The organism is Aeromonas sp. sif2433, assembly GCF_019218705.1.
GTDB lineage: Bacteria > Pseudomonadota > Gammaproteobacteria > Enterobacterales > Aeromonadaceae > Aeromonas > Aeromonas encheleia.
On record NZ_JAHUXD010000004.1, the window covers coordinates 154,812 to 181,468 of the forward strand.

The following is a 26,657-nucleotide window of genomic DNA, read 5'->3' on the forward strand; positions in this document are numbered from 1 at the left end:
TTCGCTCCCTCCTCCTTTGTCAGCCCGCTCACATCCGCCGGCGGCGCGGCTCGCCCTGCGCCCCTGGCTGGGATAAGATGCGACTCTCATTGCACTCTTTGCATTTCAGGGAATAAGGAAAACCAATGAAGTTCATTCTGATCGCGCTGCTGGTTGCCGGGGTGGCCTACTACTTCTACTCCAGCGCCAACAACAAGAAACTGGCGGAAGAGAACGTGCGCCAGGGCGCCGAGTTCCTCGCCGGCAACAAGGAGAAGCCGCTGGTGACCACCACGGCCTCCGGCCTGCAATATGAGGTACTGACCCCGGGCTCGGGTACCGTCCACCCCACCGCCAGCAGCAAGGTGAAGGTGCACTACGAGGGCAAGCTCTTGGACGGCACAGTGTTTGACAGCTCGGTCGCCCGCGGCGAGCCCATCGAGTTTGGCCTCAATCAGGTGATCAAGGGCTGGACCGAAGGGGTGCAGCTGATGGTGGAAGGGGAGAAGACCCGCTTCTACATCCCCGCCAACCTGGCGTATGGCGATAGAGCCGCTGGCAAGATCCCGCCTGGATCTGTACTGATCTTCGATGTGGAGCTGCTGGGCATCCAGTAAGCCCCAAGGCTCAACCGCCATCAAAAACCAAGGCCAGCGCTCACACGCTGGCCTTGTCGTTTCTGCCCATCCCCCATTCCATCGCGCTCTCTGGCCGAGCCACCCTGGCGGGTTCGCGTCCATCCAGCAGCGCTTCTAACCGACCAGACTATCAACCCATGGTGAACAGTGCTTATACATGACAGTAGATTGTTAACCATGATTCCCGGGCAGATAATGACCTCATCCTCAGTGGCCCCGCCCTGAACCCGTTTCCCGCGGTGCCGGCCGACCCTGCCGAAGCCGCCAACAAGGAGTCTCATCATGGCTATCGCCCCCGTCTGGTTTATCTCCCACGGCGCCCCGGATCTGGTTCTGCGTGACCAGCCGGCTACGCAATTTCTAACGAAATTGCGCCTCGGCGACATCAAGGGGCTGGTGGTGATCTCGGCCCACTGGTTCAGCCGCGGCGAGCCGCAACTCAACGTCGAGCCCAGCCCGGCGCTGATGTATGACTTCTACGGCTTCCCCGCGCCCCTCTACCAGATCCGCTGGCCCGCCAAGAGCCCGGCCTGGCTGCAGGAGGCGGTGAGCGATCAACTGCTGCTGGCCGGCCTGCCGGCCAGCCCGGTGCGGCGCGAGCTGGATCACGGCGTCTGGTCGCCGCTCTCCCTGATGGATCCCCAGAGCGCCATCCCGCTGGTGCAGCTCTCCATCCCGGCCAGCTTCACCCCGGCCCAGCTGTGGCAGCTGGGGGAGGCCCTGCAGGCCCTGCGCGAGCAAGGGATCGGCATCCTCGCCTCCGGCGCCATCACCCACAACCTGCGCGCACTCGGGCCGGATGACAGCCCGGTGCCCGACTGGGCGAGCCGCTTCGTCCGCTGGCTGGAGCAGGCCATGAGCGACGGCGATCGCCCGGCGCTGGAAGATTATCGGGCCCGGGCCCCGGGCGCGGTGGAATCCCATCCCCACGACGATCACCTGCGCCCGCTGTTCGTGGCGCTGGGCGCGGCCGGCCAGGACAAGCCCCACAAGCTGCACGACAGCTGGGACTACGGCAGCCTCTATATGGGTTCCTACCGGTTCGGCTAGGGCGACGGGGATGAGCGGCGGCTGACAAGGCGCAGCGATGGCGGGCCTGTCCCGCCATTTTTTCCTGTCGTTCCCGCGGGGAAATGCCGAACAAAGGGACTTGTTTTGCGATAATTCCGGTAGAATGACCGCTTTCTGGTGCATTTGACCGACAAGGATGACTGTCGCAACCCGGGTGACATGATGAACCTGCTTCGATCGCTGACCCTGCTGTGCCTGCTGTTCGCCCAGCCCGCGCTGGCGCTCACGCTGCACAGCCGCCACTATATCCAGCACACCGACTCCCCCCGGCCCCCGGCCGAGCAGCAGTGGCTGCAGCAGACCGCGCAGCTGCGCGTCGGCATCCTGCACCACGACTATCGCCCGTTCAGCATGACAGCCTCGGACAGCCGCTTCGAGGGGATCTCCGCCGACTATCTCAACATCCTGGCCAAGGCCCTGCAGAAACCGTTGGTGCTGCGCCGCTTCGAGGACAAGGAGAGCGCCCTCGCCGCCCTGCGCCAGGGTGATGTCGACATCGTCAACCTCGGCAACCTGACCCTGGCCGACGGCGATCGAGCCGGGATCCGCCTCAGCCGGCGCTACTTCAGCAACACCCCTGTCTTCTCGGCGCCAAAGCAGCGCCAGGATCCCCTGCTGACCCCCGGGCAGAGCGTCGCCACAGTGCGGGGCTACATCGATGAGCAGGAATTCAAACGCGACTACCCCCTGCTCAGCCTGGTGACCTACCCCTCCAACGTGGCGGCCTTCGACGCCGTCTTCTTCGGCCGGCAGGATGTGCTGCTCAGCGACATCCACTCCATGTATTACCTCAACAGCGAGCGCTTCGATAAACTCGGGCGGCGCGGCGAGGCGCCGCCGAGCCTGGCTTCCGACGGCTTTCGCTTCGCGGTCTCCGCCAGGGCGCCGCAGCTGCTGAGCCTCATCAATCGCACCCTGCGTGATGTCGACGATATCACCCGCAACCTCATCTTCAGCCAGTGGAACGGGCCCATCCGCGACATGGTCGACAACCCGTCCGATCTCTATGACGCCGCCGAGCTGGCCTGGTTGCGCAAGGCCCCCCCCATCAAGGTCTGGCTGATGGACGATCTCTACCCTTATGGGGTCAAGGATTATGATGATCAGCTCACCGGCATGACGGTCGACATGCTGGCCAAGGTGAGCAAGCGCACCGGCCTGCGCTTCGAGTTCGCCTCCTTCGGTTCGGATCGCCAGCGCAACAACGCAATGCGGGATGGCCGGCTCGATCTCATCGGCGCCATCTCCCAACCCGTGGCCGAGAGCTATGGGCTGCGCCCTTCCCTGCCCTATGCCAGCGACGACATCTATGTGATCCTCGCCCAGCAAGCGGATCGGACCACCTCCAGCCTGCAGGATCTGGCCGGCAAGCGCGTCGGCATGGCCCACTACCATCCCCTCGCCGCACGCCTCGGCAGCAGCGAAGTGAGTTTCATGGAGAGCGCCGAGGAGGCGATGCAGGCGCTCAACCGGGGCAGCCTCGACGCCGCCATAGTGCCGCTCTACTTCGCCCAGCATGCGGTGGACGGCCACCGCCTGACCCGGCTGCGCATCGCGGGCCCCGCCGACGACGAGCCGATCCGCATGGGCTTCGCCAGCCTGGCGGACAACGACATGCTGATGAGCATCCTCGACAAGACCATCCTCTCCATCTCCCCCAATGAGCTGGCAATGATGAGCTACGAGTGGCGCAACCGTAAGCTGCCGGCCCCCACCTTCATGGAGCGCCACGCCGACTACTTTTACCTGCTGTTTGCGGTCCTGTTTGGCCTGGCCCTGCTGCTGCTGTACCGCAATCGCATGCTCAACCGGCTGGCCCGCTCGGAGCAGGCGTCCCGCCAGCAGCTGGAAGCCCATGTCCGCTTCATCGAGGCGCTGGGGGAGAGCCTGCCCCACCCCATAGTGGTGCGGGACAGGAGCGGCAAGGTGCTGCTGTGCAACAGCAAGTACCTGGCGCTGCTCAATGCCCAGCCAGGTGCCGTGCTGGGCAAGCCCCTCATCGAGGGCCTCCGTGGCCGGGTCGATACCGATGCCCTCGCCGGGCTGGAGCGGGACTTCGCCAAAGTACTGCGGGATGGTGAGCCCATCTTCGCCGATCGCGTCTTCAACAAGGGGGATCACAGCAAGTGCATCTATCACTGGATGGTGCCCTACTGCGACAGCCAGGGGGCCATCAGCGGGGTGATCAACGGCTGGATCGACATCACGGAGCGCAAGGCGATGGAGAGCGCGCTGCGTCTGGCCAAGGAGCAGGCCGACAGCGCCAGTCGGGCCAAGAGCGACTTCCTCGCCACCATGAGCCACGAGATCCGCACCCCCATGAACGCCATCCTCGGCATGCTGGAGCTCGCCATCCAGGATCCGGCGCTCTCGCCCCATACCGGCGAGCAGTTGCGCATCGCCTCTGAATCGGCCAACGGCCTGCTGGATCTGATCGGGGATGTACTGGATATCTCCAGCATAGAGGCGGGTCAGATGACGCTGGCCCCGCAGCCGTGCGCGCTCACGCCGCTGCTGCAGTCGGTCGCCCAGGTGTTCGCCGGCATGGCCGAGCAGAAGGGGTTGAACTATCGCATCGAGCTCGCGACCCAGTCGTTGCCACTGGTGCTGGTCGACCCCTTGCGGCTGCGCCAGGTAGTCTTCAACCTGCTGAGCAACGCCATCAAGTTCACCGAGCGCGGCGAAGTCAGCATCCGGGCCACCCTGGAGGGGGAGCACGAGCAGGCCCCAGTGCTGCGACTGCTCATCAGCGACAGCGGGGTCGGCATCCCGGCCGACAAGCTGCCACTGCTGTTCACCCCCTTCTACCGCGCCCACTCTCCCTATCAATACGCGGGCACCGGTCTTGGCCTCAACATCGCCAGGATCCTGTGCCAGATGATGGGGGGCGATATCGAGGTCAGCAGCCAGATCGGCGTGGGTACCCGACTCGATATCAGCCTGCCGCTGACGCCGGTGGTCTCGGGCCTGCCGTCGCCAGAGAGCCTGCTCAGGCAGGAGGAGGCCGAACAGACGCCACTGCGGATCCTGGTGGTGGATGACAACCATGCCAACCAGACGCTGCTGCGCCAGCAGCTCAAGTATCTGGGGCACGAGGTGAGCGTCCGCAGCAACGGGCTGGAGGCGCTGCGTGCCGTCGGCAGCCACCACTTCGATCTCGTCATCACCGACTGCCAGATGCCGACGATGGATGGCTTCGAGCTGACCCGCCGCCTGCGTGCGCGCGGCCATGAGCTGCCCATCTGGGGCTTCACCGCCCACGCCCTGCCCAGGGAGCGGGAGCTCTGCCTCGCCGCCGGCATGGATGAGTGCCTGTTCAAGCCCATCGGCCTCGCCCGCCTGCGCAGCGTGCTGGCAGGGCTGAGCCGATCGGAGCGGCGCGAGTCTTGATGGGAGGCTAGTTGCTGCCAGGTCAGAGCTGGATCCCGATGGGCGATAGATGGGAGAGAGGCAGCTCTGGCTGGCGGCTTGCAACTCCCAGAGACGGGGAGCGAGACGGCAACCACCTGCAACTCGAAGTGAAGCTAGAAGAACTGCCAGAGTGACATGAAGTACCAAAACCTCTTCAGGGTATGTTCACCCCTCTGTGTTAAAAGCGATATGGGCATAACAGGTGACACCAACGAGGGATAAAGCTGCAAAACTGTTGAGGTTTAGAAATGCTACTTGATTACTTTGCGTTAGGGGTCTTGGTATTCGTCGTCTTGGTGTTGTTCTACGGCATAATCGTCATTCACGATATTCCTTATGAAATAGCCAAACATCGTCAGCATCCCCATCAGGATGCCATTCATGTGGCTGGCTGGGTCAGCTTATTTACTCTGCATGTTATTTGGCCATTCCTTTGGATCTGGGCCACCCTCTACCGCCCCGAGCGGGGGTGGGGGTTCGTTCAACGCTTAAAGAAAGATGAAGAGGACATTTCAGCGCTCAGGCAAGAGCTCGCCACGCTGCAAGCCCGCATGGCGACACTCGAACAGAATGAGAGAGGGTGATAGCCATGGACCTGCTACTGATCCTCAGTTACGTTGCTTGCGCTACGGGCATATTCAAGATATTCAATCTCCCGCTCAACAAGTGGACCCTGCCGACCGCCGTGCTCGGTGGTTTTTTTCTCGTGGGTGGGCTCATCGTTCTGATGAACTACAACCATCCCTACGCGTCAATAGCGCGTAACTACTATGTCTCCACGCCTATTGTGCCGCTGGTGAAAGGTCGTGTCAGTGAGGTGCCCGTCCAGGCAAATCAGATGATCAAAAAGGGCGATGTACTGTTTCGTATTGAGGCCGAACCCTTTGAACAGAAGGTGGCCAGCTTGACCGCAAGGCTCGCATCCAATCGGGAGCAACTCAAGTCCATTGATGCCAGGCTCCGCTCCGCCAGCCTGGATCGTGACCGAGCACTGGCATTGGTGAATCGTGGCATCGGCAAGCGGCGTGACCTCGATATGACCCAGGCTAATGTGGATGACATTACGGCCCAAATAGACCAACAGAAGGCCATGATCGTAGACCTGCAAGCCCAACTCAACGAGGCCAAGTATGAGCTGGAGCAGACCGTGGTCACGGCTCCCAGTGATGGATATGTTTCTCAGTTGGCGCTTCGCCCCGGTATGATTGCGGCCCCTTTTCAATATCGCCCCGTGATGAACTTCATCCACCAAGATGATACTACCTATGTTGGCTGGTTCTGGCAGAACAGCATGCAGCGCTTAGCCGAAGGGGATGAAACCGAAATTGTAATAGATGGTATCCCTGGTCGGGTCTTCACTGCTGAGGTGATGTCTGTCATACCGGCGTTGGCGGCCGGGAATGTGCAGGCGAACGCCAGTCTGATCGATCAGACATCGGCCCAGACACCAGGGCGCCTGCCTATCGCTCTCAAGATCACGGATCCTGACTGGCCCAAGTATCAGGTTATTGCGGGCTCCAGCGGTCAGGCCGCCATCTATACCAAGTACTTCACCCAGGTTTCCATTATCCGCAAAGTGCTGTTGCGAATGACGAGTTGGCTTAACTATCTGTTTCCCTTTCACTAGCGCCGCGGCGGAACCAATGGCGGCCCGGAGTCCATTCGGGTCGCCTGAATGTGGGAAACAATCCTCTAAATATGCCTGATGTGGGCACAGGCACAACAACAGGTCAGCTACGTCTCGTTTGCAGGATTCCATTCTTGTCTGCGCGCCAACACCATGAGGGATTCACTCATGAACCGTTTACAACAGCAATGGGCCTTGATCAGTCCATAGAGGGATATCTGTGAAAATATGCTTATGGTTCCTCGTAGCCAACTATTTTCTCGTGCTCTTTGATGTGTCCGTCCATCGCTCAGACGAATACTCAATTCTGGCTACTTACTACATCTTCTACCCCTTTGTATTGGTGCTTAGCATTGTGTGTGAGGTCGTGTTCATTGCCAAAAAGCAGTGGGTATATACCACGATAAATGCCGTCCTTGGCGTCGCCACTGTCGTCATTGCGGACTACCTCGGCAGATAATCCCCACCAAATAAAAAGCCCCAGTCAAAACTGGGGCTTTTGCTTCCGATTATCTCAACGTGGTCAATGCGTGGACACGGTAAGGAACAAATCATTTAATTTCATATGCTTAAAAATAAAAAAGACAGCCTTGGCTGTCTTTTTTTATGCGAGGAGACGGTTCAGTAGAAGATCCGCTCGCCCCGTTCGCTCATCTTGAGCCACACCGGCTTGGTGCTGGTCTTGCTCCAGATGCGGTGCAGGTAGCTGTAGAAGCGGGCGCGATCGCTGCGAAACAGCATCACCGGGAAGGCCAACACGCCCACCAGCAGCACGAAGATGCGGCGAAGGATTATCTGAGTCAGAGAGAAGGGATGAAACATGATTTAACGCCTCACTGGTAAGACCACTTAGCAAAGATTACTCCACAATTTGTAGGATTACTACACCAATAAGCCCATTTTTTTATAAAAAAACCGCCTAAAAACCAAAAAGTGAAACCGGGTTACATTATTTAACCAAAGAGTAACAAGGCTGGCAAAAACCACTCCTTGGACAAGAGTTAGAGCATGGGCAGGGAGATGAAGGAAGAAGAGGATGAAACTGGCAGAAGTCGCGGTCCTGAGCGTGCTGGGCCTGCTGATCTGGTCGGAGTGGCAGGAGTGGCGACTCAACCAGCATGACGCCATCGCACTGGTGTACCAGGGGGTGCCTACCGTCAGCCTGTGGCAATGCGGTCAACTGAGACAGAAGATGGCCGATCTGACCGAGCACTCCGCCGAAATGCAATTTCAATACCGGGGGCAATCTCTGAGCGACGTGAGTCACTATCTGCAGAGAGAGTGGCGCCAGCAGGGCTGCGAGCAGTTACTCACCCAGCAAGGATATTAAAGACAAGGGGGTATGCCAAAGAGAAGTTTCGAGGCTGAAACAGGCATGGAAGACGAATGAAACAGAGGAAGAATATGGAGGCACGTTCCGGAGTCGAACCGGACTAAACGGATTTGCAATCCGCTGCATAACCGCTTTGCTAACGCGCCATGCTGACAAGGCTGATCGCCTTGAAAGTGATACCCATGGTTGGTGCCATGAGAAATTGGAGCGGGAAACGAGACTCGAACTCGCGACCCCGACCTTGGCAAGGTCGTGCTCTACCAACTGAGCTATTCCCGCCTGACTGCTATGTGCCAGTTGCCTGACAACGAGGCGCATTATACGTACCCAGAGCACGGGCACAACCCTTTTTTCTGTCTTTCAGCACTTTTCCCGGTCGTTTGCTCAGGCTTTAAACGCCTTGGCCGAAATTCCCTCGGCCCGCTGTGACTCCGTAGGCGAATTCAAGATAAAGTCATTGAAATGATTAGTCTTTAATCAGAGACTTGTCGCGTTTAGTAACTGGATTCTCAATTGAAAATCACAAGATGAAATGGACCTTCAAGCCTCGTGGGCTCAGAGCTCAGCTGATGCTGGCTTTTTTCATGTTAGGCCTGGTGCCCTTCCTGGTCGTCACCCTGTTTTTCCTCTATAGCCACGGCAAGGACCTCACCACCCAGACCTCCAATCATCTGGTGTCGGTGCGCAACATCAAGAAGAGCCAGCTGGAAGACTACTTCGGCAACCTCAAAGAGCAGATCATCAACTTCTCCCAGCAGGATTTTGCCGGCAACAGTATCGGTCGTTTCTATGGCTTCACCGGCGCCTTCGAGAAGCTGGGCACCACCCCGCAGGAGGCGCGCGCCCGTGCCCAGGCCCGCTATGTGCCCGGCTCCTGGGATCAGTTGCAAAAACCCGACAGCAAGGTGGACATAGAACCCTCCATCAGCGCCCTGATCCTGGCGGACGAGATGTACGGCCGGGTGCATCAGCGCTTCCACCGCGGCTATGCCGACATGGTGCGCAAGTCCAACTACAGCGACATCTTTCTGGTGGATCTCAACGGTGATGTGGTCTATTCGGTCACCAAGCATGCCAACTTTGCCACCAACCTGCTCTCCGGCCCCTATCAGACCAGCGGCCTCGGCGACACCTTCGCCAAGATCAAGCGCCGGCTCGATGGTGGTCAGAAACCCCAGCAGATCTTCGAGTTCACCGACTTTGGCCGCAACGAGCTGACCGGCCAGGTGGTCGCCTACCTGGCCGCCCCCGTCATGCAGTACGACTATGTGCGCGGGGTGGTGATCTTCGAGCTGCTACCGGACAAGCTCAACCAGATCATGGCGGAGCGGGAGGGACTCGGTGAGACGGGGGAGACCATACTGGTCGGCCCGGACAAGCGGATGCGCGCCAATGCCTGGCTCGCCCCCGAGTTCAGCGTGGAGAACAGCTTCAGCCCGAACTTCCGACCGCTGCAGACCCCGCTGGTCGTCAAGACCCTCTCCGGTGAGCAGGGGGTCGGGCTGTTTCGCTCCTATCACGATGACGAGGTGCTGGCCGCCTACACCCAGGTCAAGGTATTCGACACCGAGTGGGCCTTCGTCGCCGAGATCTCCACCAGCGAGGCCTACCGCCCCATCCGCCAGCTGGAGACCCTGGTCATACTGCTCGGTGCCGGCTCCCTGCTGCTGCTGATCCTGTTCTCCCGCTGGCTCTCCCACTCCATCACGGCGCCGCTGCGCTCCCTCACCGCCGCCGCCGAGCAGGTGGCCGACGGTGCCCTGGATCACCCCATCAGCATCGCCCGTACCGACGATGACATCGACCGGCTGGCCCAGGCGTTTCGCCACATGCAGCGCTCGGTGAAGGACAAGATAGAACTCATCGAGCGCCAGACCCAGGAGCTGCAGCAGCAGGTCAAGCTGACCCACAAGCAGAACCTGAGCCTGCAACAGGCGGACAAGCTCAAGGATGAGCTGCTCGCCAACACCTCCCACGAGCTGCGCACCCCCATCCACGGCATCAAGGGGATGGCGGAGTCCATGCTCGCAAGCCAGCAGGACCTGACCGAGGGTCAGCAGAAGCAGCTAGGCCTCATCATCAAGAGCGCCGACGGCCTGGCCCGGCTGGTGGACGATCTGCTCGACTACCACCAGATGCGCTACGGCCAGCTGGAGATCCATCCCCAGCCGGTCTCCTCCAAGGGGGTCATCCGGCTGGTGCTGGATCTCTGCCAGCACCTGGTGCAGGCCAAGCCGCTCACCCTGGTGGACATAAGCCCGGCCGAGCTGCCGCCGGTGCTGGCCGACGAGCAGCGCCTGGAACAGGTGCTCTACAACCTGGTGGGCAACGCCATCAAGTACACCCCCCAGGGCAAGGTGGTGCTGAGCGCCCTGGTGGAGGGCCAGTTCCTGCGCATCAGGGTGACCGACACCGGCATCGGCATCCCTCGGGAGCATCTGGAACACATCTTCGAACCGCTGGTGCAGATGAGCCCGGAGCTGAGCAAGCAGGGGGCCGGCCTCGGCCTCTCCATCACCCGCCAGCTGGTGCACCTGATGGGGGGCGAACTCAGCGTGGAGAGCGAACCGAGCGTCGGCTCCACCTTCGCCTTCACCCTGCCGCTCGCCAGCGGCAAGGCGGGCAGCCTGACCCTGGACAGTCGCCAGATGGAGCATCAGCTGGAGCGCCAGCAGCCACTGATCCTGCCGGATTGGGAGAGCGACGATCTGCCACCGCCACCTGCCGATGCGCCCCTCATCCTGGTGGTGGATGACGAGCCCATCAATCTGCACATACTGCGCCACCTGCTGCAGCCCTGCGGCTACCGCATCCTGCCGAGCAGCGACGGCCACGACGCCCTCGCCAAGCTGGCCCAGGAGCCGGTCGACCTCATACTGCTGGACGTGATGATGCCGACCCTGTCCGGCTTCGACGTCTGCCGCCGCCTGCGCGAACAGCACCCCAAGGACAAGCTGCCGGTGCTGCTGCTCACCGCCCTCAACCAGCCAAAGGATATAGAAGAGGGCTTCAACGCCGGCGCCAACGATTACCTGGTCAAGCCGTTCTGCAAGGAGGAGCTATTTGCCCGGGTCAAGGCCCTGCTGGAAGCCAGTGCCGGCCGTGCCTCCCTGGTGGAGAACCGGCTACTGAAGCAGGAGATAGAGCACCGCCTCAGCCTGCAGACACAGCTGCATCAGGATCAGGAGCGGCTGCTGGCGCTGCTCGGGGAAGGGGCGGATCCCATGGTCTTCATCGACGAGCAGGGGGTGGTGCTGTTTGCCTCCCGCGCCCTGGCCCGCTTGCTGGGACAGGAGCCGGAGGCCATGGAAGGCTTGCTCCTCGACGAGTGGCTGGCCTCCCCCCTGGCGAGCCAGTGGCCCGACCTGACCGCACGGCCGGAGCAGGATCTGAGCTTCCTGGTGGCGGGTCAGAAGGATGAACTCAACGCCCGCGCGCTGCCCATCAGCCTGGGCGGCCAGCGCGCCTTCGCCCTCACCCTCAGCACCGAGTCCCGCCAGGATGACAACCGGGTGATGGCGCTGGAAAACGCCCTCAAGAGCCTGTCGCGCCAGGCCATCATAGAGGACGGTCAGCTGCTGGGTGAACTCAGCCGGCTCGGTGGCGAGTTCCGCTCCCTGGCGGACAACCTGATCCGCCAGCAGGATGACGAGCCGCTGCGCCGGGCCCTGGTGGACACCATGCGCCTCACCCTGGATGCCTGGCAGCAGAGCACCGGCAAGGGCAAGATAGTGCTGGCGGAGAAGAGCAAGCTGTGGCGGGTCTACATGGACAGATCCAGCCCCCAGACCCGCACCCTCGACAAATACCTGAGCCTGGATACCCTGCCCAAGGCCCCCCGCTGGAAGACGGTGGTGGCCAGCGCCGAATACGTGATCAAGCAGTGTCCGCTGAGCGAGGTGCAGCAGCAGAGCCTGCACCAGAGTACCCAGCTGCTGCGCCAGCTCGCCAGCCGCAAGGGCTGACGGCCGTCCTTGGGGCCAGTCTCACGCTGCCCAAGGAATGGCGGAGCAGTTTGAAATCAGCCAGACCGAAAACACCACAGCCGCGACTGGCGCGGCTGTGGTGCAATAAAGGCTGAGGGGCTGACGCTCATAGGATGGGGCAATGGTGCGAATGCTCGACCATGACCCGGCTCGGCCGAGCCACATCCCCCACTCTCAGGCCTATTGCTTCAATTCGTTCTTCACCTGGGCAAATGACTTGGGCCAGGGCCCCGCCTTCTGCAGGGCAGGCGACAGCTTGCGAATGGCTGCCAGCGCCTGGCTCATGCTGGCATGCTCCCCCTTCAGCACCACATACCAGGGGCTGCCGTGGAACTTGGTCTGATAAATCCACACCTTGCCAGCGAGCCGGTTGGCGAGCACAAACTGCTCTATGGCCGCCAGGCTGCCTGATCCCATCAACTGGACGCTGAGGTGGTTGCCGTTCTTCTGCTGCAGGACCTTGGCAGGCGTCAAGCTCACCTTGCCGGGCGCCTTGCCTTGCGGCTTGGCCTCAGGCTTGCTCTCAGGCTTGGGAGCTGGCTTGGGAGCTGGCTTGGACACCGACTCCGGAGGCACCGACGGCTTGGCCGCAGGCTGAGCGGTAGAGGGCGGAGTGCTGGCGGTTATCAGCATGGGCGGCTGAGCCACCACCTTCTCTTCACCCGCTATCGATACGGCCGCACTCGGCTCGCCCAGCATGGGGGTGGGAATCACCTCGTCGGCCATCCCCTCTCCCTGCACTCCATCAGAGCCGCCAGCGGCCGTCAGCGCCGGCAGGGGCAAGCTCGCCTCATCCGGCTGGCTCGAGGTTGCCGCGGCGCCACTGGCCTGGGGTTCGGACGAGAGGGGCTCTGCTGGCGTGGGGACCTCGACGGCCGCCTCGGGCTCGCTCTTTCGAGCGGCCGGGTCCGCATAGCTCAGCACCAGGAAACACAAAGCGCCGGCGGCCAGACCGAGCCCAATCTGGCGAATGAGAGAAGGGGTAATGCAGTTGCGCAGATGGCATTCGGTCATCATGTCCTCCAGGACGTCATGAGAATGGCGAGGTGACCACCGGTGCTGCAAAGAGGCATCATGGCCAGCAGCTCGTACGGCAGGGGATGGATATCGGCAGCGAGCGCGGCCCCTGACCGGGGTGGGCCTTGGGCTCGTGCATGTCGCTTCGCGTCTTTGTGGGATGGAAGATAGACGGGAATGACTGCGCCGGCAGCCATCTCTGTTTGTTATTCGTTACACCGCATAAACGCCGGAGCACCATACCGGGGGTGCGCTGAACTTGGCCTGAATCCTCCGACTATCCACAGGGGTCAGGCCGCTTCTAGCCGATTGTTTCGCCTGGTATTTGCCTCGGCTCACCCCGATGAGCGCTCTTCTGCATCCCAGAAGCAAATCAGAGGAAGGGATGAGCTGTTCTGTGGGGTTCAACGAGCCGGCATGCTGGCAGAAGCGGCGGAAAACAAGCAGACAACAAAAAGCCCAACCTGTTGTACAAGTCGGGCTCAGAAGATGGCGGAGAGACAGGGATTCGAACCCTGGGTGGCATTGCTGCCACAATTGATTTCGAGTCAATCCCGTTCGGCCACTCCGGCATCTCTCCGCGGGCCCTCATATTGACCCAACCCGAGTCGGGAAATCAATGTAAATATCGTTGAAGATCATACGACTGGCTATTAAACAGCCAGCCCGCGGCGGTTTGCTCCCCTCCCCCGCCATCGCAGCCGGCCGCACATCGGCCATGCCACCCCTGGCGGTCAAGATGTGACTCTTCCCCGCCGACGTCAGCGGCCATCAGTCGACCCGCGCTTATCCCCGTTTCGCCGAAAAAGCGGGGCCTGCGCGGTGAAAGGGGGAGGCGGACTATGCCCAGCCGGCTCGGCAGTGCCTCAGCCAGGCGCTGGTAATCCCGGGACTATTGGTTACAATCTCTGCTCATTTTTTGGGAGGGAGCGCTTCCCTCAAGACAAGACTGACAGATAGGAAAAACCATGTTGTATCCACGTATCGTCTCACTGCTGCTGGTCGCCACCAGCCTCTGGGCCGCGCCGGTCTGGTCCAAAACCTATCCCCTCCCGCCGGCGGACAGCCGCCTGATCGGCGAGCTGGAAGATTACATAGTGCAACCAGGGGATCACCTGGAACTGGTCGGCAAGCATACCCAGATTGGTTTTCTGGCCTTGCTGGAGGCCAACCCTGGGGTAGACCCCTATCTGCCCACCCCAGGCACCCGGCTGACCCTGCCGACCCAGATGTTGCTGCCCGATGTGCCGCGGGAGGGGATAGTCATCAACCTGCCCGAGCTGCGGCTCTACTACTTCCCCAAGGGCAAGCAGGAGGTGATGGTGCTGCCCATCGGCATCGGTGACATAGGTCGCGAGACGCCGGAGATGACCACCACCATCATCGCGAAGAACCCGAACCCGACCTGGGTGCCCGGCCCCATGGTGCGCAAGTCCTGGCTGGAGCAAAAGGGCATAGATCTGCCGGCCGTGGTACCGCCCGGACCGGACAATCCGCTTGGCAATTTCGCCATGCGCCTGGGCTACGGTCAGCGGGACTATCTCATTCACGGCACCAACAAGGATTTCGGGGTCGGTCTGCGGGTCAGCGCAGGCTGCATCCGGCTGCGTCCCGACGACATCGAGACCCTGTTTAACTTGGTGCCGGTCGGCACTCAGGTGCGGGTGATCAATCAGCCGGTCAAGATGGCGGTGGAGCCGGACGGCCGACGCTGGCTAGAGGTCCACTCTCCACTCTCCCGTACCGAGGAGGAGATGGCACAAGGCGCCCCCCTGGTGCTGTCAACCGAGGTCGAGCAGTTCATTGCCGCCCCCGAGGTGGATAGCACTCAGGTGACGGTCCTGCTCGACAGCAAGAGCGGGCTACCCCAGCCCATCAGCGGCTGAGTGCTCACCGGCATGGCGGTGATGAGACAGGGTCTGCTGAGCCTGCTGCTCCTGTGCGCCAGCACGACGGCGATGGCCGACATCCTGTGGATGCGCAACGGCGATCGCCTGACCGGCACCATAGAGGAGATCACCGACGAGCAGATCAGCATCAAGCCGGCTTACAGCCAGGCCCTGACCATCCCGCGTGATGCCATCAAGCGCTGGCGGCTGGACAAACAGGATCAGCCGAGGCCGTTGACCAGGACCGGGATCCCCTTGCTGGACACGCCCGACGGGCTCAATGCCTGGCTCTTGAGCGGCACCGGTGATCTAAACATCAAGTTGAAGGAAAACGACAAGAAGACCAACAACGTCAACCTCAAGGTGTCGACCGAGCTGGCCAATCTGGACTGGCGTTATACCCTGGATGGAGAATACATCTACGAGACGGCGAACAGCATCACCGACAGCCATGAATACACCCTCAGCCCCAAGCTGGACTTCTTCTTCGATGAGCACTGGTTCCTGCGATCCTCCCTCGATGCCGACTACAACCTGATCGACAGCAACTATCTGGAGCTGAGCTATGCCTCTGGCCCGGGTTACCGCTTCTGGAACGACAAGCAGAGGCGACTGGAGTTTATCAGTCAGCTGGGCTTGCAGCGTTCCTACTTCACCCCCGAGGTCTGGAGCGATTCGGTTCTGTTCGATGAACGCATCATCAACTACCCCTTCATCAACCTCGGCTGGGACTATCGTCAGCCCATCTCCGTTTGGCAGCAAAGATTCGAGTTGTTCAGCAAGGGAACCTACGAGAAGTTCATCGATCAGCCCTCCCCCTACCTGACCAGGAATCAATCCGTCAACGGCAGCCTGGGGCTCAGGTACTACTTCAACGACCACCTGCGCCTCTCCTGGTCGAGTGAACTGAGCTGGGACGATAACTGGCTCGAATATGGCGGAGATCAGCAGAGTCTGGATGACAAGGAGTGGCGCCATACCATCACCCTGGGTGCCAGCTTCTAACGCTGACCTGGCCCGCCACGGACACCCAACCCCGGAAACGACACAGGCCCACCGAAGTGGGCCTGTGTTTATCTGCAGCAAGCGGGACCAGGGTCAGAAATAGACTCGGGTGACCGATTCGATGACGCAGCCGGGGCGGCGAATGCCCTCTATCTCTATCTTGATCTCTTTGAGCAACTCGAGCCCGCCCTTGATCGGCGTCACGCGGGAGAGCCTGGTGCGCGCACGGATGTTGCTGTCCACCTTGATCGGATAGGGGAAACGCACCTGCTCCAGACCGAAGTTCACCACCATGCGGGCGCTTGGAAACTCCGGGGTCGCCTCATCCACCGAACCGGTCAGCTGGGGTAACAGGGCCAGGGTCAGGAAGCCGTGGGCTATGGTGGTCTTGAACGGCGACTCGGCCGCCGCCCGCTCGGGATCGGTGTGGATCCACTGATGATCGCCGGTGACGGCGGCAAACTGATCGATCAGCGGCTGGCTGACCTGCAGCCACTCGCCGACATGGGTCTCTTCCCCGATCCGGGTCTGCAGCTCGGCGTACAGGCTGGCCGCCTCACCATCCAGCTCAATCAGGTCGTCCTCGGCCAGGGCCGGCTGGCTGTTGACCGCCTGGGCCTGGGATCTGCCCCGTCGCCGCACCAGCTGATGGTCGGCCTGCAGGTCGAGCACCCGCCCCAGCAAAGGGTGAAGGTGTGCCTTTTGCTGAAACTCACGCCAGTAGTCGCGGATCGCCGGAGAGAGCCAATCCTTGAGCTCAAAGGGGTGTTGCGCCAGTATCTCGCGCTTGTGCTTCAGAAAATCGACAACTTTCATTTACCGATCCCTATTCGATTCCATGCCTGTAAAGAGGTCTAACCAGTCCCATTTTATGAAAGTTTCAATGGTAAGTACAAAAAAATCTCGGCGTACAACTGTACCGGGGGTGAGAGTGATCACTAACCGGAAGGCTGAATGGGGGCTGTTCTGGCGGGAAAAACGATTATCTTGATGGCAACGTCACGAGAGCAGAGCGAATCCGAAAAGGGCTCTGCTCGACCTGTTTCTGCCATCAGAGCCCCGTTTTCCGATCATTTTTTCCCGGCAGACCACCAGTGACCATGAGCCTCGGGCTCCAGGAAGCTCCATGCCAGGATCCGGCTCACCTTGTTGCCCTGGGCCATGTCGAGCACCCGCACCTGGCGTGCCCCGGCCTGGGCCAATGCCTTCTTGGCGGCAGGCAGGTTCTCTTTCTTCGACACCAGCGAGCTGAACCAGAGGCACTGGGTGGCGAACTCCATGCTCTGGTCTACCATGCCCGCCAGAAACGCCGCCTCGCCCCCCTCACACCAGAGTTCGGCCTTCTGGCCACCGAAGTTGAGCAGCGGCGCCCCCGTCACCGCCTTCCCGAGGTTGCGCAGCTTGCGCTCCGAGCCCTTGCTCGCCTCGGCCAGCGACGCATGAAACGGCGGGTTGCAGAGCGTCAGGGCGAAGCGCTCCTTCGGGCCGACAATGCCACGAAAGATGTGTTTGGGGTTGGCCTGATGGCGGCATTCGATCTGCCCCGCCAGGCCATTGCTGCCCGCCAGCAGGGTCGCCGCCTTGACCGACACCGGGTCTATATCCGAGCCCACGAAGCGCCAGCCATATTCACGGGCCCCCAGCAGTGGATAGATGCAGTTCGCCCCCACGCCGATGTCCAGCACCCGCACCCCCTTGCCCGTCGGCACCTGGCCCGCGCTCTCTGCCAGCAGATCCGCCACCCGGTGCAGATAATCCACCCGCCCCGGGATGGGGGGGCAGAGGTAGCCCGGCGGCAGATCCCAATGCTTGATGCCATAGTGCAGCGCCAGCAGGGCACGGTTCAGCGTCTTGACGGCGGCAGGATCGGCGAAATCCAGGGTGCGGGTGCCGTGCTCATTGATGAATACGAAGGGCAACAGCTCTGGCGTGCGCTGACAGAGCGCGTCGAAGTCGTAGGGCGCCTGATGGCGGTTGCGCGGATGCAAGCCGGATTTGCGATCGGAGTGGGTCTTCATGCTGAGTCTGCCGAGGAACGGGGGGCCACACTATAGAGAGTCGGCCCCGGAAAGTCTAAACGACGGCCATAAAAAACCGGGCTGCCTGAGCCCGGTTCAAGTGAGGTTGGAAAAACAGTCCGTACTGCGAGCCGTTTGTCCAGCCTAACTCAGATCTCGATCCGGCGTGCCTGCCAGAATTTGCCGCGCCAGTAAGCGTTGTCCAGTCTGGAGCGGGTGACCCCGGCCCGGGTGGAGGCATGGATGAATTCACCGTTGCCGACATAGATGCCCACGTGGTTCAGACGCTTGCTGATCTTGAAGAAGACCAGATCCCCTTCCATCAGATCCCGTTTGGCTACCCGGGTCCCTTCGTGTACCTGGGAGCGAGTATCCCGTGGCAGCTCGATGCCGACCGCATTGCGGAACACTTCACGGGCGAAGGCAGAACAATCGATACCGCGTTGACTGCTCCCGCCCATGCGGTAGGGAACACCACGCCACTCTTTATATACGGTCAGGATTTCGTTTACATCGGGTGTCTGCGAAGCTTCCGGTTCAACCACGGGTTCCATCATGGAAACTTCGATCTTGCTCGCGACCTCGGTCTGGGGTGCCGAGGCACAACCCACCATTCCGAGCGCGGCCAGCAGTAGCATCAGGTGGCGCAATCCTTTATCCCCGCAAAAGAGTAAACATTGTTAAAATACGGCCGTAGAGGGCAATTTATAAGGCAACAGCACCCGACTATATCCAAGAATTCTATCGAGGCAAGTGAAAATCCCTATCGACATCACATTTTCGCAAGGAAATGCATTATTTTTCATAATTAATGTGATCATGCCCAAACAATATACAATCGCGAAAGTGGCCATCAGGGCCAGTTAAAACTGATTTTTATCGCTGCTTCACCCCCTTTTTTAAGTGAAAAATTATGATCTCAGCGGATCTCTATTTGTTAAAACCGGCTCAGATCTGTGCCGAGCAGCTGAATACGCTGCCCCATGAACTCTCCCGGGAAGAACATCAGCTCTGGCACGCTATCCAGCAGCCAAACCGCCGGCAGGAGTACCTGCTGGGCCGGGTGCTGCTCCGCCGTCTGCTGGCCGAGCGACTCCACTGCCCTGCCGATGAACTGGTGTTTTGTACCGGCCCTCACGGCAAACCCGTCTTGTGCGACGAGAGTTGGCAGTTCAACCTCAGCCACAGCGGCGACTGGCTGGTGCTGGCACTCTGCCAGGAGGGACCGCTCGGGGTGGATGTCGAGATGGGACTGCGCCGCCGCCAGATCCTGCCGCTGGCCAGACGCTTCTATGCAGCCAGTGAATACGCATGGCTGCTCTCCCTGCCTGCGCAGGCGCAGGAATCGGCCTTCTATCGGCTCTGGTCACGCAAGGAGGCGGTACTGAAGGCCCAAGGGGATGGCATCGCCGCCGGACTCGACAAGCTGTGTTTTGTGCCCGAGGAGGGGTGGCGGCTGGATAATCGGCTCGATGCCCACACCTATCAGGTGCAAGACTGGCCGCTCGACGGCGGCTGGCTCTGCCTCGCCGCCCCGACCCGCAACGTCAATGGCTACCTGCTGGACGAGCGCTTGAAATCCACCCCCCTAGACCCCATGTTAACTCACACCATTTTTCGAGAGTCAGCCTCATGATCGTCGACATCAATCCCCAGAACTTTCACGCCGAACTGATCGATGCGTCCATGAAGAAGCCGGTCGTCATCTATTTCCACGCTCCCCAGATGCCCGAATGCCAGGGCATGACCCCGCTGGTGGAGAGCCTGGTCGGCCCGGCCAATCCCCAGGTCACCCTGGCCATGGTCGACATGAATGATCCCCAGCTGCAGCCGCTGGCCAGCCAGCTCGGCCTGCGCGCCCTGCCCGCCCTGGTGCTGTTCCATCAGGGCCGCTCGGACGAGCAGGCCATCCTGGAAGGCCCGCAGGACGAAGCGACCCTGCGCCAATTCTTCGCCGCCTTTGCCCCCAAGGAAGAGGAGTTGCTGCTCGAACAGGGCCAGCAGGCACTTGCCGAAGAACTGCCCGATGTGGCGCACGCCCACCTCACCAAGGCCCATCAGCTGGCGCCGACCCGACACGACATCAGCCTGTGGCTGGTGCAGGCCGCGCTGGATCTGAATCTGCTGGATGAGGCACAAGCGCTGCTCGCGACCATCCCCATGGTGGCGCAGGACGATCATTATCAGACCCTGAGCTCCCGACTGGCGCTGGCACTGCAGGCCGCCGACAGCCCCGAGCTGCGCGCGCTGGAGCTTCGTCACGCAGAGAACCCGGACGATGCGACCCTCACCCAGGAGCTGGCAGTGCAGTACAGCCAGGTCGGCCGACAGGAGGAGGCATTGGCGCTGCTGTTTACCATTCTCAGACGCGATATGGCGTTTGGCGATGCCAAGAAGATCTATCTCGATATCCTGACCACCATGGGTGCCCATCCGGCGGCGCAGAGTTATCGTCGCAAGCTCTATAGCCTGCTTTATTGATCGATGAAGAAATCAGGGGATGCCGAGCAATCGGCATTGCCTTGTTCAGGCAGGAAGTGCGGTAATAAGGGAAATGACAAATTTCAGGCAAAAAAAAATGGCGCATTAAAATGCGCCATTTTTTCGCATGGATTACTTCTTGTAGGAAGTAGCCATGTTGTCGATGCGCTGGTTAGCACGCGCAGCTTCTTGATTAGCAGTTGCGATATCAGCAGCCATCTTGGATTGATCAGCACGAACTGCGCTAACATCTTGAGCCAGTTGGTCAACTTTGTTAGACAGATTCTGAACGGAGGTTTCCAGTTCGCTGGTGTTCGCACAACCGCCCAGCAGGGCAGACAGACCAACAACACCTACCAACAACAATTTTTTCATTTTTAAAGCTCCCTTTAACTCGCCAGACGTTTAGCAAGCGGCGTGATTATGGCACAAATAAATACGAGTTTGGATAGGCCCCACCACAGATAAATGCATTAAAACTCTCATTTTTTTTTAAACGTACACTTTTTGTGCAAACTTAAGTCAAAAACGAGTGCTCTGGATGAGGTTCGCACCAAGCGTAACCAAAAAATGTACTTATTACAATTTCGTATGAAGCTCAGGCTGAACGTTCTGCCAATAATTGACGGTATTGCACCAAATCTTCGATGGTCAACACCGGCATCTGATGCTGGCGACCAAATTCCACCAGATCGGGCAGCCTGGCCATGGAGCCATCCAGCTTGGTCAGTTCGCACAGCACCCCGTACGGTTTGAGTCCAGCCAGCTGCATCAGATCGACCGTGGCTTCGGTGTGACCACGCCGGGTCAGCACGCCACCGGTGCGAGCCCGCAACGGGAAGACGTGACCGGGACGGTGCAGATCCGATGGCTGGGCGCCGTCGGCGATGGCGGCCCGGATGGTGGTGATGCGATCGGCGGCGGAGACCCCGGTGGTGACGCCCTGGGCCGCTTCTATGGTGACGGTGAAGGCGGTCTGATAATGGCTGGAGTTCGCCTCTACCATCATCGGCAGCTCGAGCTGGCGTACCCGCTCATCGGTCAGGCAGAGGCAGACGATGCCGGAGCATTCGCGGATCATCATGGCCATCTGTTCGTTGGTCATGGTTTGCGCTGCGAAGATGAGATCCCCTTCGTTCTCGCGATCTTCATCATCGGCCACCAGCACGCCACGGCCGGCACGCAATGCGGCCAGCGCCATTTCGACACGGGTAATGGGATCACCAAATTCACTGAGTAGAGACTGATTCATGGTAAGACTCCTAAATAAGACAAGGACCAGAATCAGGGCATGGAAAGGCAGACAGAAGTAGGCATGCGGCAGCCAGCCCAAGGAGGGCCCGACTGGCAAACTCTGTCTTATCCTCTTTCATCCGGACTGTGACCGTCGGCTCCGGCATCTCACCGGATCTGCTGACCCCGGCCCCGGTTCTACACCAAGGTCGGGCGCTCGCGGGCTCCCCGAGTCAGATCGGGATACCGCCGGTGGGGAATTTCACCCCGCCCTGAGAATAAGCACCGATAGCCTAAAGAAAAAAAACCTGGGATACCAGCGCAAAACCCATCAAGGATAAATATGGGCCCCGCTGGTATCGACTTGATCTGACGGCGCACGGCGCGCTGTCCTTTCTGATTTTGTTTATGGCATAGTGCCTGAAAAAACGCGCAGCCCGCGCAGACTCGGGCGCCAACACCACAAACGGAATCATGACAGAGATGGAAAAGAAAATACTGCTGACGGATTGCCCCGACGCCAAGGGCCTCATCGCCAAGATCACCAACATCTGCTACAAGCACCAGCTCAACATCAACAAGAACGACGAGTTCGTGGACCACGAGAACGGTCGTTTCTTCATGCGCACCGAGCTGGAAGGCCGCTTCAACGATGAGACCCTGCTGGCGGATCTCGATGACGCCCTGCCGGCGGGCGCCCAGCGCCGCCTGGTCAAGGCGGGCAAGAAGCGGATCGTCATCCTGGTGACCAAGGAAACCCACTGCCTCGGCGACATCCTGATGAAGAATTACGCCGGCGCCCTGGACATGGACATAGTGGCGGTGATCGGCAACTACGACACCCTCGCCGAGTTGACGGGCAAGTTCGAGATCCCGTTCCATGCCGTGAGCCACGAGGATCTGAGCCGCACCGAGCACGAAGAGCAGGTGCGCGCCATCATCGACGGCTACCAGCCAGATTACGTGATCCTGGCCAAGTACATGCGGGTGCTGACCCCGAGCTTCGTGGAGGCCTATCCGCGCAAGCTCATCAACATCCATCACTCCTTCCTGCCCGCCTTCATCGGGGCCCGCCCCTATCGCCAGGCGTTCGATCGCGGGGTCAAGCTGATCGGTGCCACCGCCCACTTCGTCACCGACGATCTGGATGAAGGTCCCATCATAGAGCAGGACGTGATCCACGTCGGCCATGCCTTCAGCGCCGACGACATGGCCAAGGCCGGCCGGGATGTGGAGAAATCCGTGCTGAGCCGGGCGCTGGAGCTGGTGCTGAACGAGCGCGTGTTCGTCTACGGCAACAAGACGGTGGTGTTCAAGTAAGCCGCGGCTCACCGAACACCCAACAAAAAGGCTCCCGAGGGAGCCTTTTTCATGTGCGGTCTGTCATTCGTGCAGCGCCAGGCCGTTGATGGTGGCCACGCCCTTGTCGAGCTTCAGCTCGGCACTGAGCTGTTCAGGCTCCGCCTTCAGATAACCCTGGGCGGTGAACTGCGCCAGCATGGGCGCCAGCTGCGGGACGGCCTTGCCCAGCTGGTCGCCGAGTTTGGCATGGAGCAGACCGGACAAGGCCTGCATCCCCTCCTCACTGCCCACCAGCTGCTCCAGCGAGGTCGGTGCCAGCTTGACCTCCCCCTGCAGGCTGACGGGTTCGCCATTGAGCTGGGCGCTGAGATCCGTCAGTTGCAGCGTGGCGCCGCGTTGCAGCATCTTGTCCAGGGCCTGCTGGATGGCCACCTCATCCACCCGCTGGCCGCTGACCTCCTGCAAGGCCTGGTAGCCTTCCAGATCCAGCCCCTTCAGCTCCAGGTTCAGGTTGCCCTGCGTCAGCGCCAGGGTGTCGCTCTCATTCTCCAGGTTGAGGGTCGCCACCTTCATCTGATAACGGCTGGAGAGCGTCTGGGCATCGTCCCCCGCCAGCTGGGTGGTCGTGCTCATCCCCTGCAGGGAGACCCTGACACTCTCCGGCAGGGTCAGGGAGAAGGCAGACAGGGTCGCGTCGCTGCGGGGGGAGAGCCAGATCCCGCTGATCTCGGCCAGATCGGCGCTGCCCTTGAGATCCGCCAGCACCATGTCCAGCTTGCCCTGTGCCTCATGCAGCGTCATGCCTTGCCACTGGAAGACCACATGGCCATTGCCCTCCAGATCGCCGCTGTAGGTACCGGTCATGGGCAGGAAGCTTAACTCGCTGACCCCGTCCTTGAGCTTGAAGTCATTGGCCCAGAAGCGGGCGCTGTTGCCCATGGTCCAGAGGCTGCTTGCCGACTCCATGCCGACTTGCCACTGCTGCATGCCAAGCGCGGTGAAGACCGGCGCCAGGGTGCCTTGGGCTGTATCGAGCAGCAGATGGCTCTTGATATAGAGCGGCAGAATGCGGTTGTTGAAGCTGAGCTGCACCTCGATGGGCTCACTCCCCGCCAGCTGGGGATCGAAGCTGGCCAGGGTCTGCGGCGTCACCACCACCTTGAGCACGCCGTCGCGGCTAAACAGATTCTGGCTGGACGGGATCCAGCTCAGCTCGATGCCGCTCTCCTGTTTGACCTTGATGATCTGCTCGGCCAGGGTCTGGTCGAAGGTATTTCCCGTGTACCAGCAGGCACCCAGCCCGCCCACCACCAATGCCGCACCGACGGCCAGCGCCACTCTCTTCTTCATCTTGATGTCATCTCCAAAGGCTCATTGGCGCACTCTACGGGGCAGAGGTGCGATGAGGCAAGCCCCATGCCGGGTCGAGGCTTATTATCTTGTGTCATAACAAGGGGCTAAGCGGACCGCTCAGGCCCCTCGCCAGCCGCTATCTGCAGCGGTAAGCGACGCGTCAGCCACCAGGACACGAGCCACTGGCTGGCGTCATAGCAGGGGGCTGAACATGTAGAAGATGTTCTCCAGCAATTTCTTGTACCAGGGGCGGGCCCGCCACTTGACCAGCGACATGGGGGTCGCCTCCAGCATGTAGCCCTGCACCAGCTGATTCATCTCGGCCACGAACGCCGGGTTGTCGATGAGCAGGGTCACTTCGAAGTTGAGCCAGAGGCTGCGCCGATCGAGGTTGACCGTCCCCACCAGGGCGAAATCGTCATCCACCAGCACGCTCTTGGTGTGCAGCAAGCCGGCATCGTAGCGATAGATCTCGACCCCGGCCGCCAGCAGATCTTCCATGAAGGAGTTGCTGGCGTGGTTTGCCATCAGGGAGTCGTTGCGATGGGGCAGCACCAGCTGCACCAGCACGCCGCGGGCCGCCGCCGAGGAGAGCGCCGCCGCCAGCGGATCATCGGGCACGAAATAGGGGGTGGTCAGCACCAGATGGTGGCGCGCCTGGTAGATGGCCAGCAGCAGGCTCTGCTGGATGCAGTCGCCGCCGACGAAGGGGCCTGAGGGGATGAGCTGGGCCCGGTAGTTGGTCTGCGGCCAGGCTTCGGGCTCGTGCTGCAGGCTGTCGAGCAGGCGCTCGCCGGTTTCCATCTCCCAGTCCCAGACGAAGGTGGACCACATCAGCGGCACCACTGGCCCCTGCACCCGGATCATGATGTCGACCCACTGGCCCACGCCCGCGTCCTGCTTGAAGAAGCGGGGGTCCACCATGTTCATGGAGCCGGTGTAGCCGACCCTGTCATCGATCACCACCAGCTTGCGGTGCATGCGCAGATCCTGGCGCTGGAACGGGATGCGCCAGGCCCCGACCGGCAGCACCTCCACCAGCTTGACCCCGGCCTTGCGCAGCTGCCGCGGCCAGGCGGAGCGGAAGAAGGTCTTGCTGCCGATGGAATCGAGCAACACGCGACAATCCACGCCGCGTTGCGCCACCTCGATCAGCGCCTCGCACACTGTGTCGGCGTCCCCGCCGGGATGCCAGATGTAGAACTCCAGATAGCAGGATTGGGAGGATTGACGGATGTCGCGCACTATCTCCTGCAAGATGCTCTGTGGCTTGTGCAGCAGCGTCATCCGGTTGCCGGAGAGCATGGGCATGGCCAACCGCCCCTGGATCAGATCGTGCAGCGGCCGCGCCTTGCTGCCCACCTCGCAGCAGTGCTGGGGGAAGAGGCGGGCCAGCTGGCGGATCCAGATAGCATAGGGACGGTACATGGCCTGGGCACGTTCGGCCCGCTTGCGACCGAGCCTTATCTCGCCAAACAGCACATAGAAGCCGACCCCGGCGAACGGGATGGCATAGATGAGCGACAGCCAGGCGAGGGAGACCCCGATGGGGCGCCTTTTCATCACTACCCGCAGCGAGATCCCCGCCACTATCACGGTGTGAAACAGCAGCAGCAGCCAGCCGAGGAAGCGGGAAAACAGCAACTGGATGTCGTATTCCAAACCGTCGAGCAAGGCGATTCCTTGGTGCAATGAACAAATGACGTGGGCAGATCCCGGGGGATCAGAATGGTATGCTGTAGCACAAACCCATTCTATCAGGTCGTTAGCATGATCCTGCAATCTGTGCTGCTGAGCCTGGCCATGTTAGGTCAAGGCTCATATGACATCAATGAGCAGCAGATAAACCAGTACCTGCAATCCCAGGTGCAAGTCGACAAACAGCTGGAATTGCCCGGCATCATCAAGGCCCATGTCCAGCTCGAGCAGAGCGACGTCCAGATCGGGCGCCAGAGCCCGGATACCGCCCGGGTGTTTGGCAAGGGCAAGCTGAAGATCTCCCTGCCGGACCAGACCCAGTACGACGCGCTGCTGAACATGACCTACGAGGCGAGACCGCGCTACGACAAGGCCCAGAGCGCACTGTTTCTCGATAACATGAAGCTGATCGACTACAAGCTGGAGCCGGCAGAGGCCGAGCAGAAGTTCGGTTTCATGCTCAGGATGCTGCTGCAGAGCATGGAGAAGCGGCTGGAGACTCAACCCGTCTATCGGCTCGACGCCAAGGATCCCAATCAGCTCTGGCTCAAGGAAAATCTGGTGGGGCTGGAGCTGTCACCTGGCAAGATCCACCTGCTGACCAAGCCCCAGTAAG

General features: G+C 60.8%; 22 protein-coding genes, 3 tRNA genes and 1 riboswitch. Of the genes, 13 read left to right on the forward strand and 12 right to left on the reverse strand.

Going from position 1 to position 26,657, the window contains the following annotated elements:
* Positions 1-125 precede the first annotated feature (125 nt).
* The 5 genes from KW825_RS08015 (at position 126) to KW825_RS08035 (ending at position 6,726) form a co-directional block, all read left to right on the forward strand.
* A complete protein-coding gene (locus KW825_RS08015; protein ID WP_218328879.1) occupies positions 126-596 on the forward strand; it encodes an FKBP-type peptidyl-prolyl cis-trans isomerase in 471 nt (156 codons plus the stop codon).
* Between the two features lie 303 nt (positions 597-899).
* Entirely contained in the window at positions 900-1,667 is a 768-nt protein-coding gene (locus KW825_RS08020; protein ID WP_218328880.1) for a class III extradiol ring-cleavage dioxygenase, read from the forward strand.
* 183 nt (positions 1,668-1,850) lie between these two features.
* Complete coding sequence (locus KW825_RS08025) at positions 1,851-5,078, forward strand: response regulator (protein WP_218328881.1); 3,228 nt, start codon at positions 1,851-1,853, stop codon at positions 5,076-5,078.
* A gap of 269 nt (positions 5,079-5,347) precedes the next feature.
* Positions 5,348-5,683 (forward strand): DUF3302 domain-containing protein, encoded by a 336-nt coding sequence (locus KW825_RS08030; protein WP_042653942.1) that lies wholly within the window; start codon positions 5,348-5,350, stop codon positions 5,681-5,683.
* 5 nt (positions 5,684-5,688) lie between these two features.
* Positions 5,689-6,726 (forward strand): HlyD family secretion protein, encoded by a 1,038-nt coding sequence (locus KW825_RS08035; RefSeq protein WP_218328882.1) that lies wholly within the window; start codon positions 5,689-5,691, stop codon positions 6,724-6,726.
* 621 nt (positions 6,727-7,347) lie between these two features.
* On the opposite strand, the gene KW825_RS08040 is transcribed toward KW825_RS08035, so the two are convergent.
* The gene (locus KW825_RS08040) at positions 7,348-7,548 is read right to left on the reverse strand and encodes a YbfA family protein (RefSeq protein ID WP_218289944.1); all 201 of its coding nucleotides are present in this window, start codon (positions 7,546-7,548) and stop codon (positions 7,348-7,350) included.
* 214 nt (positions 7,549-7,762) lie between these two features.
* Between KW825_RS08040 and KW825_RS08045 the strand changes: the two genes are divergently transcribed.
* Positions 7,763-8,056, forward strand: a complete 294-nt coding sequence (locus tag KW825_RS08045) for a hypothetical protein (RefSeq protein ID WP_218328883.1) — start codon at positions 7,763-7,765, stop codon at positions 8,054-8,056.
* A 75-nt stretch (positions 8,057-8,131) separates the two neighbouring features.
* Here KW825_RS08045 and KW825_RS08050 read toward each other — a convergent pair.
* Both KW825_RS08050 and KW825_RS08055 read right to left on the reverse strand, forming a co-directional pair.
* Positions 8,132-8,205, reverse strand: a tRNA-Cys gene (locus KW825_RS08050).
* A 57-nt stretch (positions 8,206-8,262) separates the two neighbouring features.
* Positions 8,263-8,338, reverse strand: a tRNA-Gly gene (locus tag KW825_RS08055).
* A 248-nt stretch (positions 8,339-8,586) separates the two neighbouring features.
* Here KW825_RS08055 and KW825_RS08060 point away from each other — a divergent pair.
* Positions 8,587-12,024 (forward strand): ATP-binding protein, encoded by a 3,438-nt coding sequence (locus tag KW825_RS08060; RefSeq protein ID WP_218328884.1) that lies wholly within the window; start codon positions 8,587-8,589, stop codon positions 12,022-12,024.
* A gap of 201 nt (positions 12,025-12,225) precedes the next feature.
* On the opposite strand, the gene KW825_RS08065 is transcribed toward KW825_RS08060, so the two are convergent.
* Positions 12,226-13,059, reverse strand: a complete 834-nt coding sequence (locus tag KW825_RS08065) for an SPOR domain-containing protein (RefSeq protein ID WP_218328885.1) — start codon at positions 13,057-13,059, stop codon at positions 12,226-12,228.
* Positions 13,060-13,552: 493 nt separating this feature from the next.
* Positions 13,553-13,642 (reverse strand) — tRNA-Ser (locus KW825_RS08070).
* Between the two features lie 388 nt (positions 13,643-14,030).
* On the opposite strand from KW825_RS08070, the gene KW825_RS08075 reads away from it, so the two are divergent.
* Entirely contained in the window at positions 14,031-14,948 is a 918-nt protein-coding gene (locus KW825_RS08075; RefSeq protein ID WP_218328886.1) for a L,D-transpeptidase family protein, read from the forward strand.
* A gap of 21 nt (positions 14,949-14,969) precedes the next feature.
* On the forward strand, positions 14,970-15,956 hold the full coding sequence (locus KW825_RS08080) for a DUF481 domain-containing protein (RefSeq protein WP_218328887.1): 987 nt from the start codon (positions 14,970-14,972) through the stop codon (positions 15,954-15,956).
* Between the two features lie 93 nt (positions 15,957-16,049).
* On the opposite strand, the gene KW825_RS08085 is transcribed toward KW825_RS08080, so the two are convergent.
* From KW825_RS08085 to KW825_RS08095, 3 genes are all read right to left on the reverse strand, one after another.
* Entirely contained in the window at positions 16,050-16,772 is a 723-nt protein-coding gene (locus KW825_RS08085; protein ID WP_218328888.1) for a MaoC family dehydratase, read from the reverse strand.
* A gap of 254 nt (positions 16,773-17,026) precedes the next feature.
* The gene (gene rlmF, locus KW825_RS08090) at positions 17,027-17,974 is read right to left on the reverse strand and encodes a 23S rRNA (adenine(1618)-N(6))-methyltransferase RlmF (RefSeq protein ID WP_218328889.1); all 948 of its coding nucleotides are present in this window, start codon (positions 17,972-17,974) and stop codon (positions 17,027-17,029) included.
* A gap of 149 nt (positions 17,975-18,123) precedes the next feature.
* On the reverse strand, positions 18,124-18,612 hold the full coding sequence (locus tag KW825_RS08095; protein WP_218328890.1) for a C40 family peptidase: 489 nt from the start codon (positions 18,610-18,612) through the stop codon (positions 18,124-18,126).
* A 275-nt stretch (positions 18,613-18,887) separates the two neighbouring features.
* Here KW825_RS08095 and KW825_RS08100 point away from each other — a divergent pair, with 275 nt between their 5' ends.
* Positions 18,888-19,610, forward strand: coding sequence for a 4'-phosphopantetheinyl transferase superfamily protein (locus KW825_RS08100; RefSeq protein WP_218328891.1), 723 nt, complete (start codon positions 18,888-18,890; stop codon positions 19,608-19,610).
* Positions 19,607-20,455 (forward strand): tetratricopeptide repeat protein, encoded by an 849-nt coding sequence (locus tag KW825_RS08105; protein ID WP_218328892.1) that lies wholly within the window; start codon positions 19,607-19,609, stop codon positions 20,453-20,455. Before KW825_RS08100 ends, KW825_RS08105 begins: the two co-directional genes overlap by 4 nt.
* A 132-nt stretch (positions 20,456-20,587) precedes the next feature.
* On the opposite strand, the gene KW825_RS08110 is transcribed toward KW825_RS08105, so the two are convergent.
* Entirely contained in the window at positions 20,588-20,830 is a 243-nt protein-coding gene (locus KW825_RS08110; protein ID WP_042653953.1) for an Lpp/OprI family alanine-zipper lipoprotein, read from the reverse strand.
* Between the two features lie 223 nt (positions 20,831-21,053).
* Positions 21,054-21,707 (reverse strand): 3,4-dihydroxy-2-butanone-4-phosphate synthase, encoded by a 654-nt coding sequence (ribB, locus tag KW825_RS08115; protein WP_042653954.1) that lies wholly within the window; start codon positions 21,705-21,707, stop codon positions 21,054-21,056.
* Positions 21,708-21,812: 105 nt separating this feature from the next.
* Positions 21,813-21,972: riboswitch (FMN riboswitch) on the reverse strand.
* 199 nt (positions 21,973-22,171) lie between these two features.
* Here ribB and purU point away from each other — a divergent pair.
* On the forward strand, positions 22,172-23,008 hold the full coding sequence (gene purU / locus KW825_RS08120) for a formyltetrahydrofolate deformylase (protein ID WP_042653955.1): 837 nt from the start codon (positions 22,172-22,174) through the stop codon (positions 23,006-23,008).
* A gap of 63 nt (positions 23,009-23,071) precedes the next feature.
* On the opposite strand, the gene KW825_RS08125 is transcribed toward purU, so the two are convergent.
* Positions 23,072-24,340: a DUF945 family protein gene (locus KW825_RS08125; protein WP_042653956.1), complete on the reverse strand. Its 1,269-nt coding sequence runs from the start codon at positions 24,338-24,340 to the stop codon at positions 23,072-23,074.
* Positions 24,341-24,535: 195 nt separating this feature from the next.
* Positions 24,536-26,017 (reverse strand): cardiolipin synthase, encoded by a 1,482-nt coding sequence (cls, locus tag KW825_RS08130; protein ID WP_042653957.1) that lies wholly within the window; start codon positions 26,015-26,017, stop codon positions 24,536-24,538.
* A 96-nt stretch (positions 26,018-26,113) separates the two neighbouring features.
* Between cls and KW825_RS08135 the strand changes: the two genes are divergently transcribed.
* Complete coding sequence (locus KW825_RS08135; protein ID WP_042653958.1) at positions 26,114-26,656, forward strand: DUF1439 domain-containing protein; 543 nt, start codon at positions 26,114-26,116, stop codon at positions 26,654-26,656.
* Position 26,657: the final 1 nt, after the last annotated feature.